Origin of the sequence: Streptomyces scabiei 87.22 (assembly GCF_000091305.1) — a bacterium.
GTDB lineage: Bacteria > Actinomycetota > Actinomycetes > Streptomycetales > Streptomycetaceae > Streptomyces > Streptomyces scabiei.
Genome location: NC_013929.1, coordinates 4,473,717 through 4,487,406 on the forward strand (window position 1 = coordinate 4,473,717; position 13,690 = coordinate 4,487,406).

Below are 13,690 nucleotides of genomic sequence, written 5' to 3' on the forward strand. Positions count from 1 at the left end.
GGAGCCACCGGTGGAGTTCGACGTCACGATCGAGATTCCGAAGGGTTCGCGGAACAAGTACGAGGTGGACCACGAGACCGGTCGGATCCGCCTGGACCGTCGACTCTTCACCTCGACCGCCTACCCGACCGACTACGGCTTCGTCGAGAACACTCTCGGCGAGGACGGCGACCCGCTGGACGCGCTGGTCATCCTGGACGAGCCGACCTTCCCGGGCTGCCTCATCAAGTGCCGCGCGATCGGCATGTTCCGGATGACGGACGAGGCCGGCGGCGACGACAAGCTGCTGTGCGTCCCGGCGACCGACCCGCGTGTGGAGCACCTGCGTGACATCCACCATGTCTCGGAGTTCGACCGCCTGGAGATCCAGCACTTCTTCGAGGTCTACAAGGACCTGGAGCCCGGCAAGTCCGTCGAGGGCGCCGACTGGGTCGGCCGCACCGAGGCCGAGGCCGAGGTCGAGAAGTCGTACCTGCGCTTCAAGGAGCAGGGTCACTGACCCTGGCCACACTTGTCGGCTGATCACACGAACGGGCCGCGTGCCCCCTGGAGGGGCGCGCGGCCCGTTCGTGTGCCGGTGTGTGCCGGTGCGCATACTGAGACGTACTGAGGTGTCGTTCAGGGAGTGCGGCGAAGTGGGAGTGACGGAACCGGGGAAGCGCGGACCCGGGGAGGGCCGTAAGCCGGTGTCGGACGAGGCGGGCGAGGCGTTCGTGCCGGTGGGCGTGGCCCTGGGGATCGACGGCGAGGCGTCGGTGACCTCGGAGTTCCAGATCCCGGCCGGGCTGGACGTTCCGGCCGCCGGGGCGGAGTCGGAGTCACAGACGACCTCCGAGTTCGCGCTGCCGGAGGGGCTGGCGCAGCCCGAGCCGCCGGCGACGGAGCACGAGGGGTCCGCGTTCAGCGTGCCGCGCACCTACAGCGCGCGGCAGGCGCCGGTCGCCTTCACCCCGGCGGGCGGGATTCCGGCCGTCAGTCTGACCAAGGACGTGCCCTGGCAGGACCGGATGCGCACGATGCTCCGGATGCCGGTGGCGGACCGTCCCGCGCCGGAGCCGCCCTCGCGCGCGGAGGGCGACACGGGGCCCGCGGTACCGCGCGTACTCGACCTCACCCTGCGTATCGGGGAGCTGCTGCTCGCGGGCGGCGAGGGCGCGGAGGACGTGGAGGCGGCGATGTTCGCCGTGTGCCGTTCCTACGGCCTCGACCGCTGCGAGCCGACCGTCACCTTCACCCAGCTGTCGGTCACCTACCAGCCGTCGCTGGTGGACGACCCGGTGACGGCGGCCCGGATCGTACGGCGCCGGGCCACCGACTACACCCGGCTCGCGGCCGTCTTCCATCTGGTGGACGACCTCAGCGCACCGGAGAGCGCGATCTCGCTGGAGGAGGCATACCGGCGCCTCGCGGAGATACGGCGCAACCGGCACCCCTATCCCGGCTGGGCGCTGACCGCGGCCAGCGGACTGCTCGCGGGCGCCGCCTCCCTGCTGGTCGGCGGCGGGGTCGTCGTCTTCGTCGCCGCCGCGCTGGGCGCGATGCTCGGCGACCGGCTGGCCTGGCTGTGCTCGGGGCGGGGGCTGCCTGAGTTCTACCAGTTCCTGGTGGCGGCGATGCCTCCGGCGGCGATCGGCGTGGCCCTGACGGTGACGCACGTGGACGTGGCCGCGTCCGCCGTGATCACCGGTGGGCTCTTCGCCCTGCTGCCCGGGCGGGCGCTGGTCGCGGGTGTCCAGGACGGGCTCACCGGCTTCTACATCACCGCCTCCGCCCGGCTGCTGGAGGTCATGTACCTCTTCGTGGGCATCGTGGTGGGGGTGCTGCTCGTCCTGTACTTCGGCGTGAAGGTGGGTGCCGAACTGAACCCGGACGCGGCCCTCGGCAGCGCGGACCGCCCGCTGCTGCAGCTCGGGGCGTCGATGCTGCTGTCGCTGACCTTCGCGGTGCTGCTCCAGCAGGAACGGTCCACCGTGCTGGCGGTGACCCTGAACGGGGGCGTCGCCTGGGCCGTGTACGGAGCCATGCACGAGGCGGGCGGGATCTCGCCGGTGGCCTCCACGGCGGTGGCCGCGGGGCTCGTGGGACTGTTCGGGCAGTTGCTCTCGCGCTACCGGTTCGCCTCCGCGCTGCCCTACACGACCGCCGCGATCGGGCCCCTGCTCCCGGGCTCGGCGACGTACTTCGGGCTGCTGGGGTTCGCGCAGAACGACGTGGACGCGGGCCTGGTGTCGCTGACGAAGGCGGCGGCGCTGGCGATGGCCATCGCGATCGGGGTGAACCTCGGGTCCGAGGTGTTCCGGCTCTTCCTGCCGGGCGCCGCGCGGGCGGGCCGGAAGGCCGCGAAGCGCACCAGGGGCTTCTGAACGGCCGAGGCCCCGCGCCCCGCAGGAGCGGGTCGCGGGGCCTCGGGCGTTCGGCACTACGGGCGTTCGGTACCGCGGGCGTTCGGTACTTCCGGCGTTCAGTACTGCGGGTAGTCCTGGCCCTGGTACCCCTGCTGGTTCTGGTTCGGCGGGTACTGGTTGCCCTGGGGGTACTGCGGGGCGTACGGCTGCTGTTGGGGCTGCTGGTAGCCGTAGTCCTGCCGGCCCTGGCCCTGGTCGCCGTGGTGGCCCTGGTGCCCCTGGCCGCCGTAACCCTGCTGCGGGTAGCCCTGGTTGCCGTAGCCCTGCTGCTGGTAACCCTGGTTGTCGTAGCCCTGGTCCGGGCCGTACGGCTGCTGCTGGGGCCGGTCGGAGGACGGGACGCGGCGGAGCTGGGTCGTGGCGTCGTCCATGGCCGGGGCGGCGGGGGGCTGCGAGGACTGCTGGGGCTCGTTCTTCTTCGCCTTCCTCGCCTTGAGGAGTTCGATGATGATCGGGAGCACCGAGATGAGGACGATGAGGATGAGCATCGCCTCGATGTTCTTGCGGACGAGATCGATCTGCCCGAGCCAGGCGCCGAGGAGCGTGACCCCCGCGCCCCAGAGGATGCCGCCGACGATGTTGAAGATGAGGAACGTGCGGTACTTCATGCCGCTGACGCCCGCGATGATCGGCGTGAACGTCCGCACGATGGGCACGAAGCGGGCCAGGACCAGGGACTTCGGGCCGTGCTTCTCGAAGAACTCGTGGGCCTTGGTGACGTTCTCCTGCTTGAAGAGGCGGGAGTCGGGCCGCCTGAAGAGCGCGGGGCCCACCTTCTTGCCGAACATGTAGCCCACCTGGTCGCCGACGATCGCGGAGACGCAGATCAGGACGATGGCCAGCCAGAGCGGGAAGTCCAGCACGTCGGTGGCGATCAGCATGCCCGCCGTGAACAGCAGCGAGTCGCCCGGCAGGAAGAAGCCGATGAGGAGGCCGGACTCGGCGAACACGATCAGGAGCAGGCCCCAGATACCGAACGAGTCGAGCAGATAGTCCGGATCCAACCAGCTCGGTCCGAGGGCGATCGTCGTCACGGTTCCGGGCTCCTGGGGGGTGAGAGACAGTGCGGGCCTGTGGGCGGGGGCCCACGACGGTGGGGCCCACAGGGGTGACCAAAGCTATCAACGCACGGTCACCCCGCTAGGTTCCACCGGCTCCCCCAGGGTGCCCTGTGGCCGCACTGAGACCAAGCTGTGTGGTCAGCGGTGGGGTCGGGAGGGGGTCAGGGGCGCCGCCGGGCCGCGTTGGCGTGGATCGCGTCCCGCAGATGCTCGGCAAGACCCGGACGCATGGCGTCGTAGAACGCCTTGAAGCGCTCGTCGGAGACGTACATCTCGCCCAGGTTCTCGTGCATCTCGTACGGGCAGTCGTAGAACCAGGTGCAGATGTGCTGCCGGTGCTCCTCGGCCATGGTCATGGCGGCCTCGCCGGCCGGTTCCTCGCCTGCGGTCATCAGGGCGTCGTAGCGCGCGCCCCAGTCGGCCACCTCGTCCTGCATGCGCTTCCAGTCGGCCTTGGTGTACGAGGCGGCCCGGCGCTGCGACTCGGCGTACGCCTGCGTGCCGCCCCAGCGCTGTTCCGCCTCCTCGGCGTACTGGTCGGGGTCCTTGTCGCCGAAGACCTCGAACCGTTCCTCGGGGGTGAGGTTGATGCCCATCTTGCGTGCCTCCATGGCGTGTTCCACGGCCGCGGCCATCTTCCGCAGCTTCTCGATCCGGGCGGTCAGCAGTTCGTGCTGGCGGCGCAGGTGCGTCCGCGGGTCCGCCTCCGGGTCGTCGAGCAGGGTCGCGACCTCGTCGAGGGGGAAGCCGAGTTCCCGGTAGAACAGGATCCGCTGGAGCCGGTCGAGGTCGTCCTCGCCGTAGCGGCGGTGACCGGCGCCGGTGCGCTCGCTCGGGACGAGGAGACCGATCTCGTCGTAGTGGTGCAGCGTGCGCACCGTGACGCCGGCGTAGCCCGCGACCTGTCCCACGGTGTGGCCCATGCTTCCGCTCCCTTTCTCGGTACGTCTTCAAGACTGGGTCCTCACGTCGCGTGAGGTGCAAGTCCTTTCGTGCCGTACGCGCCGGGCACGCGCGCGGACCGTGGCGGACTGTGCGGTTCCGCAGGGCCGGGTGCTGGTGAAACGCACTGGCGTCCGGTCACACGCGTCTCCCTGTGCACAACGCGAAGTCCGGGCGTGCGGACTGTGCATCCGTGCCATGGCCCGCCGCCCGGCGGTCCTCCTACGGTGTGTCCGTCGACGAGACGCCCGGCCCGGCACGGGGGTGCGGGCCAGGTGTGGCGTCGGCGGGCCGGCAGGCCGCTCGCGCCGCCGGGGCACCCGAGCCGCCCGCGCGCGTGCGGGGGCACGTGCGCGGGTTGCGGGTCCGTCCGATCCAGGCAGGGGTACGGCGGACTCGTGCCCCGGCGGTCAGGGGCGGGGCGGCTGGGTCAGGGCCGGGCGGCCCAGCAGGACGTGCAGGGCGAGGGCGATGTCGGCCACGGTCACCACGTCGGTGTCGGTGACGCCCACCGTCCTCGTCGAGAAGTCCATGCCGAGGAGGGCCGCCGCGTCGCGGGTGTGGTTGCGGACGGTGGCCTCGGACAGGCCCAGGGCGCGGGCCGCCTCCCGGGTGCTGAGGTCGGACTCCAGCCAGACGCAGAGTGTCTCGACGAGGCCGCGCTGATCCTCCCGTACGGGGCGCAGCCGCTCCTCGGCCCAGGCCGTGGGGCCGCCGTCCTCGACGGCGGCCGCCGTCAGCGCCGCGAAGTCCGGCGCCCGGGAGCGGTCGGGGGCGCCCGCGTCCGAGGGAGTCCCCTGGTCCGGCAGCGCGAGGATGTCGAGGGCCAGCAGCGTCAGGACACGGTCGTTGGCCGAGCCCCGGAGGTCGAGGGAGAGGATCTTCCCGGCCCGGGTGAGCCGCTGGGTGACCGTGTTGCGGTGGACGCCCAGGCCGCCGGCGGCCTCGGTGTGCTTGAAGCCGAGGGCGGTGGGGAGGGTCTCCAGCAGCAGCTTGCGCTCGTCGCCCCGGCCGGGGAAGTCGTCGAGGAGCGGGGCCATCAGGGCCGCCGCCCATGCCTTCGCCTCCCGTCTGGGCAGGAGCGGGGCGAACTTGGCCCGGGAGCCGCCCAGCCGGACGCGGTGCGGGGTCCCGGCCGCGTCGCCCACCGCGGTCAGTGCCTCCAGATAGCCCACCGCGGTCTCGGCGAGCGGATGCAGGCGGCTCTGGCCCATCAGGTGGCCCTCGCGGGCCGCGATCATCTCCTTGAGGAGCGTCTCGACCCGGTCGCTCTCGCGGACGGGGTCGAGGATCAGGATGTGCCGGGGCTTGCCCGGACAGGCGGAGACGATGGCCTGCTCGGCCAGGGCCCGCTCGCACCAGCTGAGGGTGGCCTCGCGCTCCTGCGGGCCGGTGTCGACGACGTAGACGCGTGCGGTGTCGGTGTCCAGCAGGGCCTGCGCGGCGCCCGTGTAGACCACCTGCGCCAGAACCGTTTCTCCGCGCATGAGCAGCTGGAACGCGGCATGCCGCACCGCCCTCGGGGTCTCCGTCGTGGCCTGGTGCTCACGGCGGGCCTGGTCGCACAGGCCGAGGAGCTTCGCCGCGTGCCGGATCAGGGCCGTGCCCGCGCTGTCGAAGGGGGTGTGGGAGGCGATGGCGAGCCTGACCTCGTCCGCGTCCGCCGGGAAGCCGAGGGTGGCGGGGGTATCGAGGGCGCTGGGGGCGCTGGGGGCCGAGGGGACTGAAGGGGCTGTGGGGGCGGTGCGGGCTGTGGGGGCGCCTGGGGAGACGGGCACGATGCGGGTGTGCATGGTGCCGGCGGGGGCGGCGCCCGGCTGCGGTGCGGTCGCCGCGTCGTACGGGGAGGCGTGTGGGGAGGCGTGTGCGCCGTACTGAGCGCCGTGGGCGCCGGTGATGACGGCGTGGGCGAGTCCGGCGGGCGCGCTGTCGGGCACGGCCGCCAGGACGCCGCGCCGGGCCGAGCTGACGAGCACCTCGGCGTCCAGGGCCACCGAGAGCCAGTCGGCGATGCGCCGCGCGGCCGTGGGGTCGGCGAGACGGGCCGGCAGCCGGTTGAGGAGACCGTCGAGATGGGCGACCTGGCGCTCGGCGAGCTCGGCGCGCCGCAGCCGCAGATCCTCGTTGACACGGCCCCAGGCGGCGGTCTCGGCGGAGGTGGTCAGCAGGGGCAGCTGCAGACGGTTGGCGGCGGTGAGGACGGCGTCGGGAAGGGTGCCCAGCTCGTGGCCGGGGGTGCCGATCACCAGACCGGACGCCTTGCGCCGGGCCAGGAGCCGGATCAGCTGGTCGAGGGCCCGCAGGTGGGCCCGGGTCGGGCCGGGGGTGCTCAGCGTGGCCAGGAACAGCGTCCCGTCGGCGAACGGGGTGTCGGCCGAGAGGTCGCCGAGCGGGTGCGGCGGGTCCGCCAGCGGGCGGGCGACGACCTCGGTGACCCTGTTCGCCCCGTAGCGGGCGGCGTGGCCCGGCTGGAGGAACCGCAGCCGCAGCGGCCGCTCGTCGATCAGATGGTCAAGGGTGGGCAACTCCGCCGTCCCTCCCCGGTCGCGCACGTGGGTCCGCGGCACGCGCAACTCCACCTGCTGTGTTCGCTCTTGTCCTCCGTGATGCGCGTTCGGCAGCGTAATCGACGGAGGAGACGACCGGCACATCGTCCTCACGGGCCCCGCGCGCCCCTGACGCACACGCGTGAGATGCGCGTCCCCGGCGGCGGACCTACCGTCGGACTCATGCCACTGCACCGATGGGACAGCGACGACGCGCGGGACGGCGGGAACGGCCGGAAGGACGGACACCGGCTCGCCGTGAACCCCTTCTACGGCCAGGCCAACCCGGCGGGCGGGATGACCGAGGCCCCGCCCAAGCACCGGCTCCCCGACGCCCCGCTGCCCCCCTCGACGGCGTACCAGCTCGTCCACGACGAACTCATGCTGGACGGCAACTCGCGGCTCAACCTCGCCACCTTCGTCACCACCTGGATGGAGCCCGAGGCCGGGGTCCTGATGGGTGAGTGCCGGGACAAGAACATGATCGACAAGGACGAGTACCCGCGGACGGCCGAGCTGGAGCGGCGCTGTGTGTCGATGCTCGCCGATCTGTGGAACGCGCCGGACCCGGCCGCCGCCGTCGGCTGCTCGACCACCGGGTCCAGTGAGGCCTGCATGCTCGCCGGGATGGCCCTCAAGCGGCGGTGGGCGAAGCGGAACGCCGACCGGTATCCCTCGGCGGACGCCCGGCCCAACCTCGTGATGGGCGTCAACGTCCAGGTCTGCTGGGAGAAGTTCTGCAACTTCTGGGAGGTCGAGGCCCGGCAGGTGCCCATGGAGGGCGACCGGTTCCATCTCGACCCGGCGGCGGCCGCGGCGCTGTGCGACGAGAACACGATCGGGGTCGTGGGTGTCCTCGGCTCGACCTTCGACGGGTCGTACGAGCCGATCGCAGAGCTGTGCGCGGTCCTTGACGATCTGCAGGAACGTACGGGGCTGAACGTGCCCGTCCACGTCGACGGCGCGTCCGGCGCGATGGTGGCGCCCTTCCTCGACGAGGAGCTGGTCTGGGACTTCCGGCTCCCCCGGGTCGCGTCGATCAACACCTCGGGGCACAAGTACGGGCTGGTGTACCCCGGGGTCGGCTGGGCGCTGTGGCGGTCCGCCGAGGAGCTGCCGGAGGAGCTGGTGTTCCGGGTGAACTACCTGGGCGGGGACATGCCCACGTTCGCGCTGAACTTCTCGCGGCCCGGGGCGCAGGTCGTCGCGCAGTACTACACGTTCCTGCGGCTGGGGCGTGAGGGGTTCCGCGCGGTGCAGCAGTCGACGCGGGACGTGGCGACGCTGCTCGCGCAGCAGGTCGGCGGGTTCGGGGACTTCCGGCTCCTCACACGGGGCGACGAGTTGCCGGTGTTCGCGTTCACCACGAACGAGGACGTCACCGCGTACGACGTCTTCGACGTGGCCCGGCGGATGCGGGAGAGGGGGTGGCTGGTGCCGGCCTACACGTTCCCGGAGAACCGGGAGGATCTGTCCGTGCTGCGGGTGGTGTGCCGCAACGGGTTCACGTCGGATCTCGCGGGGTTGTTCATGGAGGACCTCGGCAGCCTGTTGCCCGAACTGCGGCGGCAGCGGGGGCCGTTGACGCGGGATGCGGGGGCGGCGACGGGGTTCCACCACTAGGGCCCTTCTGACGGATCTCCGTGGGAGAAGGAGCGGCGTTCGGTGCGTGCTCTCGGCGTGCCGGGCGGAAGACCTCGTACTGGACGTACTCGGGCTTTCGCCCGGTGCGGCGAGAGGGCGTGCCGGGCGTCGCGACGCCGCGGAGATCCGTCAGAAGGGCCCTAGCCCTGGGGTGGTGCGGCCGGGATCTTCGCCGCCCCTCCCCGTTCCGTCCTCCAAGGGCTGCGCCCCTGCCTTTTCGGCCCGTGCAATCACTTGCTCAGGCGGGCGAACCTGCGGACCGCCAACGGGAAGAAGACCGCCAGTAGGGCCAGGGGCCAGGCGATCGCTGTCCAGAGGTGGGGGGCTTCGGCGCCCGGGGTGCCGAAGAGGTGGCGGACGGCCGTGGCCGTGTGGGACATCGGGTTCCAGTCGACGACCGTGCCGAGCCAGTCGGGCATGGAGGCGGGGGTGGCGAGGGCGTTGGAGAGGAAGCCGACCGGCCAGACGAGGATCTGTACGGCGGTGAGGAGTTCGGGCCGTCCGGCCAGCATCGCGAGGTGGATGCCGATCCACAGCATGGCGAAGCGGAAGAGCAGGAGGAGGCCGACCGCTCCGAGTAAGGCCGCGGGTCCGCCGTGCGCGCGCCAGCCGAGCGCGAACGCGACGGCCATGAGGACGGCCAGGCCCACCGCCGACTGGAGCATGTCCGCGACCGAACGGCCCACCAGGACCGCCCCGTTGGTCATCGGCAGCGAACGGAAGCGGTCGATCACCCCCTTGTTGAGATCCTGGGTGACGGCCAGCATCGTGCTCTCCAGACCGAAGGCCATGGTGAGCGCGAGCATGCCGGGGACCAGGTAGTCGAGGTAGTCGCCGGTGACCCCGCGGCCGCCACCGATCAGATAGCCGAACATCAGCAGCAGCATCACGGGGAAGACCAGCCCGACCAGCAGCTGCACCGGTTGCCGTGCCCAGTGGGCGAGTTCGCGGCGGGTCATGGTCCAGGAGTCGGTCAGGGCGTGCACGCCCGCACCCGTGTGCGCGGTCGTCGCTGTCGTCGTGGTCATGCGTGTACGGCCTCCTTCGTACGGTCGTCCCCGGTGAGGTGCAGGAAGACCTCGTCCAGGGTCGGGCGGCGCAGGGCGATGTCCTCGGCCTCGATACCGGCGTCCGCGAGGGCGCGTACGACCGTGGTGAGGGCCGTCATGCGGTCGGTGACCGGGGCGCTGAGCCGGCGGCGGTCGGTGTCGACCGAGACGTCGGACTCGGGGACCGGCAACAGGGCCGCGGCGGCGCCCAGTCGGCCGACGTCACGCAGGACGATGTCGATGCGGTCGCCGCCGGTCAGGCGCTTCAGCTCGTCCGCCGTGCCGTCGGCGACGACCCGGCCGCCGTCCACGACGGAGATCCGGTCGGCGAGCTGGTCGGCCTCCTCCAGGTACTGGGTGGTGAGCAGGACCGTCGTACCGCCGCCGACCAGGGAGCGGACGGAGTCCCAGACCTCCGTGCGGCCGCGCGGGTCGAGGCCGGTCGTCGGCTCGTCCAGGAAGAGCACCTCCGGTTCGGTGATGAGGGACGCGGCGAGGTCGAGGCGGCGCCGCATGCCGCCGCTGTACTGCTTGACCGCCTTGCGGCCGGTGTCGGCGAGGCCGAAGCGCTCCAGGAGCTCGTCGGCCCGTGCACGCGCGGGGCGGGCGCCCAGGTGGTAGAGGCGGCCGAACATCTCCAGGTTCTGCCGGCCGCCGAGCTCCTCGTCCAGTGCGGCGTGCTGGCCGAGCAGGCCGATGCGGAAGCGCACCTCGCGCGCGTGCGCCACCACGTCGTGCCCCGCGACCTCGACCCGGCCGGCGTCGGGCCGTAGCAGGGTCGCCAGGATCCTGACCAGGGTCGTCTTGCCCGCGCCGTTGGGCCCGAGCACCCCGTGCACGGTGCCGCGCGCCACCCGGAGGTCGAGTCCGTCGAGGGCGACCTTGCCCCCTTGGCCGCCCCTGCCCTTTCCGCCGTACGTCTTGCGCACCCCTTCGACAGTGACCGCCGCGTCCGCCGCCATCGGGACCTCCCCATCGGTGGATGTTCGCCTCACCGCTCACTCCCCCTCACCGTCCTTCGGTAGTCAAAGTTGACTACAACCCAGGAAGGTAACCACGCGAAACCCCTGGTGGTCAAACTTGATTAGCGGGCGTCCCCCGGATGCCGCTCCCCCGTCGCGTACGGGTTGTCCTGGCCCTCCGCGAGGACGCCGACGAACGGCTCGCCCTCCCCCGCGAAGGTGTAGGCGCCGCCGCGGATGCGCTCGATGAGGCTGCGGGTCCACGCGGCACCGCTGTCGGAGGAGTCGAGCCAGAAGTTCATGATCTCGCCGATGTGCCCGAACTGGGCCGGGCCCTCCTCGGGCGCGTAGTACTCGGTGATGCCCTCGCGCCAGGCGCCGATGGCCTTCACCCGCTCCTGGAGGAGGCCGAGCACCTCCGCCCGGTCGAGGTCGACCATGAAGCCGAGCCCGGCCGAGAGCACGTCCGGCTCCTGGTGGTAGGTGGCGAGGGACTGCCTCAGCAGCGCGAAGAACTCCTCGGTGCCGGCGTCGGTGATCGTGTACTCCGTGCGCGGCGGTCCGCCGGCCGTGGAGGGGGCGACCTCGTGGGCGACCAGCAGTCCCTGTTTCGCCATCTGCTTCAGGGCGTGGTAGATCGAGCCGGGCTTGGCGTTGGACCACTCGTGCGCGCCCCAGTACTCCAGGTCGTTGCGCACCTGGTAGCCGTGGGCCCGCCCGTGCTGGCGCACGGCGCCGAGCACGAGAAGACGGATCGCTGACATGCGCCCAGCGTAGGACCACCGCGGGTCACCCCCAGCTGGCCCCCTGCTCCTTCGCCACCAGCTCGAAGGCGGTGGCGCCGTCCAGCGACTCACGGATGATGTCGGCGTGGCCGGCGTGCCGGGCGGTCTCGCGGATGAGGTGCAGGGCGAGCCAGCGCATGGAGACCCGGCCCTCCGGCGGGAACCAGGGGTCGTTCGGCAGGGCGAAGGTGTCGTCGAGGCTGTCCACCGACCTGATGAAGGACTCCGTCTCGGCGGCGACCTTCTTCCAGTACGCGAGCTGGGACTCGACGGTCTCGTCACCGACCAGGGCGAACGTCTCGTGCCAGTTGGACTCGTCGCGCCGCACCGCCGGGGCCTCGCCCCTGGCCCGCGCGAGCCAGCTCTGCTCGACCTCGGCGACGTGCTTGAGGAGGCCGGCCAGGGACAGGTCGCCGGCGCTCGGCTTGGTGGACGCCTGCTCGTCGGTCAGTCCGAGCAGCGCCCGCCGGATGCCGCCGCGCTGCTCCTCGATGAACGCGAGCAGTGCCCCTCGCTCGTCGCCCTTCGCCTCCGCGCTCACGTGCGTGACCATGACCGTCTGCCTTTCGCCGGACCGGGGGACTCGGGTGAGCCCCTCTGACACCGACCAAGTTACGGACCCTTGCGGTCAGGTTCTGTCCGCAAGGGTCCGCGCGTCGGGGATCGGTCGCGTCGGTCGCGGACGATCAGAACGGGAAGAAGCTCCGCTTGTGCTGGACCGAGATCCACTTCTGGGTGGTGAACGCGTCCACCGCCGTGTCGCCGTTGAGACGGCCGACGCCGGAGTGCTTCTCGCCGCCGAAGGGGACGAGGGGCTCGTCGTGGACGGTGCCGTCGTTGACGTGGAACATGCCGGTGTCGATCTGCTTGGCGAAGTGCACGCCCCGCTCGATGTCGGCGGTGTGGACGGCGCCGCTGAGCCCGTACGGGGTGTCGTTGACGAGACGCACGGCCTCGTCCTCGCCGTCGAAGGGGATGAGGAAGGCGACCGGGCCGAAGACCTCCTGCCGGAGGAGGGACGAGTCGGCGGGGACGTCGGTGAGGACGGACGGCTCGACCAGGTTGTCGGTCGTGGAGCCGTGCACGAGCGCCGTGGCCCCCTCGGCGAGGGCCTGCTCGACGACGGCCCTGAGGGCGTCCGCCTGGGAGGCGTTGATGACCGGGCCGATGACCGTCCCCGGGTCGCTCGGGTCGCCGACCTTCAGGGACCGCACCTTGGCCACGAACTTCTCGGTGAACTCGGCCCGGACGGAGCGGTCGACCAGGATGCGGTTGGCGGCCATGCAGACCTGGCCCTGGTGGACGTAGCGCGAGAAGACGGCGGCGTCGACGGCGTAGTCGATGTCCGCGTCGTCCAGGACCACCAGGGCGCTGTTGCCGCCCAGTTCGAGGATCGCGCGCTTGAAGTGCGAGGCGGCGACGGTGGCGACGTGGCGGCCGACCTTGTCGGAGCCGGTGAAGGAGATGACCTTGGGGATCGGGTGCTCGATGAAGGCGTCGCCTATCTCGGCGATGTCGGTGACGACGACGTTGAGCAGCCCGCCGGGCAGGCCGGCCTCCTCGAAGATCTTCGCGACCAGGGTGCCACCGGTGATGGGGGTGTTCTGGTGCGGCTTCAGCACGACGCCGTTGCCGAGGGCGAGGGCCGGGGCGACCGACTTGATCGAGAGCAGGAAGGGGAAGTTGAAGGGGCTGATGACGCCCACGACCCCGACCGGTACGCGGTAGAGGCGGTTCTCCTTGCCCTCGACGGGTGACGAAAGGATTCTGCCCTCGGGGCGCAGCACCAGCTGGATCGACTCGCGCAGGAACTCCTTGGCGAGGTGCAGTTCGAACCCGGCCTTCAGATGCGTGCCGCCCAGCTCGGCGATGATCACCTCGGTGATCTCGCGCTCGCGCTCCTCGATGACCTTGAGGGCCTTCTCGAAGACCGCGCGACGCGCGTAGGCGTTGACCTCGGCCCATTCCTTCTGGGCCGCGCGGGCGGCCCGGTAGGCCTCGTCCACCTCGTCGACCGTGGCGATGGTGATCGACGCGAGCTTCGCGTCGTCGTACGGGTTGAAGTCGATGATGTCCCAGGAGCCTGAGCCCGGGCGCCACTCGCCGCCGATGTACTGCTGTGCCAGGTCGGTGAAGTAGGACGACATGTGATCCTCAATCAGTCGGCATCGATCAAGATTGATCACTCGTCATCGTACGTGCGGGTAACGGGAGTTGGAGAGCAACTCTGGAGACTCGGTGAAGACCCTGAGCGCGCCCGGAGAGACGCGCGCGGGGCCGGGAATCCTTGGGAAGG

At 71.4% G+C, this 13,690-nt stretch carries 11 protein-coding genes; 3 read left to right on the top strand and 8 right to left on the bottom strand.

Annotation, left to right across the window (positions count from 1 at the left end):
• Positions 1–10 precede the first annotated feature (10 nt).
• Positions 11–499, top strand: coding sequence for an inorganic diphosphatase (locus tag SCAB_RS18945; RefSeq protein ID WP_013001685.1), 489 nt, complete (start codon positions 11–13; stop codon positions 497–499).
• 136 nt (positions 500–635) lie between these two features.
• Complete coding sequence (locus tag SCAB_RS18950) at positions 636–2,363, top strand: threonine/serine exporter family protein (RefSeq protein ID WP_374194903.1); 1,728 nt, start codon at positions 636–638, stop codon at positions 2,361–2,363.
• 98 nt (positions 2,364–2,461) lie between these two features.
• Here the strand turns inward: SCAB_RS18950 and SCAB_RS18955 are convergent, their stop codons facing one another.
• From SCAB_RS18955 to SCAB_RS18965, 3 genes are all read right to left on the bottom strand, one after another.
• On the bottom strand, positions 2,462–3,439 hold the full coding sequence (locus SCAB_RS18955) for a DedA family protein (protein ID WP_013001687.1): 978 nt from the start codon (positions 3,437–3,439) through the stop codon (positions 2,462–2,464).
• Between the two features lie 188 nt (positions 3,440–3,627).
• The gene (locus SCAB_RS18960) at positions 3,628–4,389 is read right to left on the bottom strand and encodes a MerR family transcriptional regulator (protein ID WP_013001688.1); all 762 of its coding nucleotides are present in this window, start codon (positions 4,387–4,389) and stop codon (positions 3,628–3,630) included.
• A gap of 429 nt (positions 4,390–4,818) precedes the next feature.
• Positions 4,819–6,975, bottom strand: a complete 2,157-nt coding sequence (locus SCAB_RS18965; protein WP_231885073.1) for a helix-turn-helix domain-containing protein — start codon at positions 6,973–6,975, stop codon at positions 4,819–4,821.
• A 162-nt stretch (positions 6,976–7,137) separates the two neighbouring features.
• On the opposite strand from SCAB_RS18965, the gene SCAB_RS18970 reads away from it, so the two are divergent.
• Complete coding sequence (locus tag SCAB_RS18970; RefSeq protein WP_013001690.1) at positions 7,138–8,577, top strand: glutamate decarboxylase; 1,440 nt, start codon at positions 7,138–7,140, stop codon at positions 8,575–8,577.
• 251 nt (positions 8,578–8,828) lie between these two features.
• On the opposite strand, the gene SCAB_RS18975 is transcribed toward SCAB_RS18970, so the two are convergent.
• From SCAB_RS18975 to SCAB_RS18995, 5 genes are all read right to left on the bottom strand, one after another.
• Complete coding sequence (locus SCAB_RS18975; protein ID WP_013001691.1) at positions 8,829–9,626, bottom strand: ABC transporter permease; 798 nt, start codon at positions 9,624–9,626, stop codon at positions 8,829–8,831.
• Positions 9,623–10,609 carry a daunorubicin resistance protein DrrA family ABC transporter ATP-binding protein gene (locus SCAB_RS18980; protein WP_013001692.1) on the bottom strand — a complete coding sequence of 329 codons (987 nt, stop codon included), beginning with the start codon at positions 10,607–10,609 and terminating at the stop codon, positions 9,623–9,625. The genes SCAB_RS18975 and SCAB_RS18980 overlap by 4 nt, the downstream gene beginning before the upstream one ends.
• 122 nt (positions 10,610–10,731) lie before the next feature.
• Positions 10,732–11,373, bottom strand: a complete 642-nt coding sequence (locus tag SCAB_RS18985; RefSeq protein ID WP_013001693.1) for a PadR family transcriptional regulator — start codon at positions 11,371–11,373, stop codon at positions 10,732–10,734.
• 25 nt (positions 11,374–11,398) lie between these two features.
• Positions 11,399–11,947 carry a DinB family protein gene (locus SCAB_RS18990; protein ID WP_013001694.1) on the bottom strand — a complete coding sequence of 183 codons (549 nt, stop codon included), beginning with the start codon at positions 11,945–11,947 and terminating at the stop codon, positions 11,399–11,401.
• A gap of 133 nt (positions 11,948–12,080) precedes the next feature.
• Positions 12,081–13,541, bottom strand: a complete 1,461-nt coding sequence (locus SCAB_RS18995) for an aldehyde dehydrogenase family protein (RefSeq protein ID WP_013001695.1) — start codon at positions 13,539–13,541, stop codon at positions 12,081–12,083.
• Positions 13,542–13,690: the final 149 nt, after the last annotated feature.